The organism is Neisseria sicca VK64 (assembly GCF_000260655.1).
Classification (GTDB): domain Bacteria; phylum Pseudomonadota; class Gammaproteobacteria; order Burkholderiales; family Neisseriaceae; genus Neisseria; species Neisseria sicca_B.
The window spans coordinates 1-2,488 of sequence record NZ_AJMT01000189.1; the positions used below are offsets into that span (position 1 = coordinate 1).

Below are 2,488 nucleotides of genomic sequence, written 5' to 3' on the forward strand. Positions count from 1 at the left end.
AAGTAGCCATTAAAGAAGGCAAAAACATCAAAGTGACCCGCAACGGCAAAAACATCACCGTAGCCACTTCAGACGATGTTGAATTCAATGCCGTCAATGCCACCAATGTGATTGCAGAAACCGTTATCGCAGGCAACAGCGTCTTGACTACCGAGGGTCTGAAAATTGGTGCGGATAATTCTCCGAGCCAAGTGTCTCTGACCACGGCCGGACTGAGTAACGGTGGTAATAAGATTGCCAAAGTAGCCAAAGGTACGGCGGATACCGACGCAGTGAACTTCAGCCAGCTGAACCCGATTGCCAAAGCATTGAATACGACTGTCAATCCAGACGGCTCTATCGCAGCGCCTAACTTTACCGTCAAACATGCCGACGGTACGGAAGGTACACCTGTACATACTGTTCAAGACGCTTTGGACAAAGTAGGTGAAGAAGTAACCAAAGGCATCAACGTTGGCGGTACCACAGGCAGCAACAAATACGCGTTGGGCGGCACGATCAACATCAAAGGCGACAGCAACATTGTCAGCGACACCGTTGAAGGCGGCGTACAACTGAAACTGGCCGACACCGTCAAAATCGGCCAAGACAGTGGCAAACCTGTCAGCATTGACGGTACGACCGGCACAGTGAGCGGACTGAGCAACACCACATTGGGTGCTGCCCCATTGGCAGGATCGAACAAAGCCGCGACCGAAGCGCAGCTGGATGCTACCCAAGTGAACCTGGCAACCATCTTGGGCGGCAACGCAGCCAACAACAACGGCAACGTAACGACCAGCAACATTGGTGGTACAGGTAAAGACAACGTCCACGAAGCCATTGCCGCAGTTAAAGAAACTGCTGACAAAGGCTGGAACCTGAAAGCCAACGACGAAGCCGACAGCGAGAAAATCGCTGCGGGCGACACCGTGACCGTGAAACAAGGTAAGAACATCCGAGTGAAACGCAGCGGTAAAGAGCTGACGGTTGAGACTGAAGACGACGTTGAGTTTACTCATGTCAAAGCTGATTCCGTAGAAGCTGCCAGTGTGGTTGCCGACAGCGTCATCGCAGGCAACAGCGTCTTGACTACCGAAGGTTTGAAGATCGGTGCAGACGGTTCTCCGAGCCAAGTATCCCTGACTACTGCCGGACTGAACAACGGCGGCAACAAAGTTACCAACGTAGCCAAAGGTACGGCGGATACTGACGGAGTGAACGTCAGCCAGTTGAACCCAGTAGCCAAAGCGTTGAATACCAACATTGATCCGACAACTGGAGAGGTTGCAGCGCCTAGCTTTACCGTTACCAAAGCGGACGGCACGAAACATCCTGCCGTAGGCACCGTTCAAGACGCATTGGACAAAGTAGGCGAAGAAGTGACCAAAGGTCTGAACATTGTTGCGGACAACGGGTCGTCTGAAAAAGTGAACTTGGGCGATACAGTCAAGTACACAAGCAAAGACAAGAACATCGTTACCACAAGCGGTACAGGCAAAGAAATCGACTTCAGCCTGGCCGAGAAAGTGACCATCGGCAAAGACGCAGCGAACGGCGGCAAGCCGGTAGTGATTGACGGTAAAGAAGGTATTGTCAGCGGACTGACCAACACCACATTGGGTGCCGCTCCATTGGCCGACTCAAACAAAGCCGCGACCGAAGCCCAACTGGACGCAACCCAAGTGAATTTGGCGAACGTCTTGGGCGGTAACGCAGCCAACAACAACGGCAACGTTACGACCAGCGACATCGGCGGAACAGGTGAAAACAACGTCCACGACGCGATCAAGTCAGTGAAAGCGACAGCCGACAAAGGTTGGAAGCTGAAAGCGAACGACGAAGCCGACAGCGACAGCGAAAAAATCGCAGCAGGCGACACCGTGACCGTGAAACAAGGTAAGAACATCCGAGTGAAACGCAGCGGTAAAGAGCTGACGGTTGAGACTGAAGACGATGTCGAATTCGGCACTGTTTCTGCTACTACCGTACTTGCCGACAGCTTCATCTCCGGCAACAGCGTACTGAGCGGAGAAGGTCTGAAGATCGGTGCGGACGGTTCGCCAAGCCAAGTGTCTCTGACCAATGCCGGTCTGAACAACGGCGGCAACAAGATTGCCAACGTAGCCAAAGGTACGGCAGACACCGACGCCGTCAACGTCGCCCAGTTGAACGAACAACTCGCCGCCACCGAAAAAACCACCACCGTCGTCGCCGGTAAGAACGTGACCGTCAGCGAAAAAGTGGACGGCAACAACACCGAGTACACCGTCAATGCCGACAAGACCACCCTCAGCCAAGTGGCTAACGGCGCGGTTAAAGTCAGCGAAGGTGCGAAAGACGCCGACGGTGTTACCGATTACGCGCTGGATTTGACTGACGAAGCCAAAGCCGACATCGCCAAAGGCGTAGCGGCGAAAGACGCGGTGGATAACAAAGGTCTGACCTTTGCCGCCGACAACGGCACGACCGGTGCGAAGAAACTGGGTGACAGCCTGAGCGTCAAAGG

General features: G+C 53.8%; 1 protein-coding gene. It reads left to right on the plus strand.

The annotated features are described in order from the left end of the window. The coding region (locus HMPREF1051_RS11090) for a hemagglutinin (protein WP_003768710.1) at window positions 1–2,488 on the plus strand (2,488 nt) is incomplete at both ends.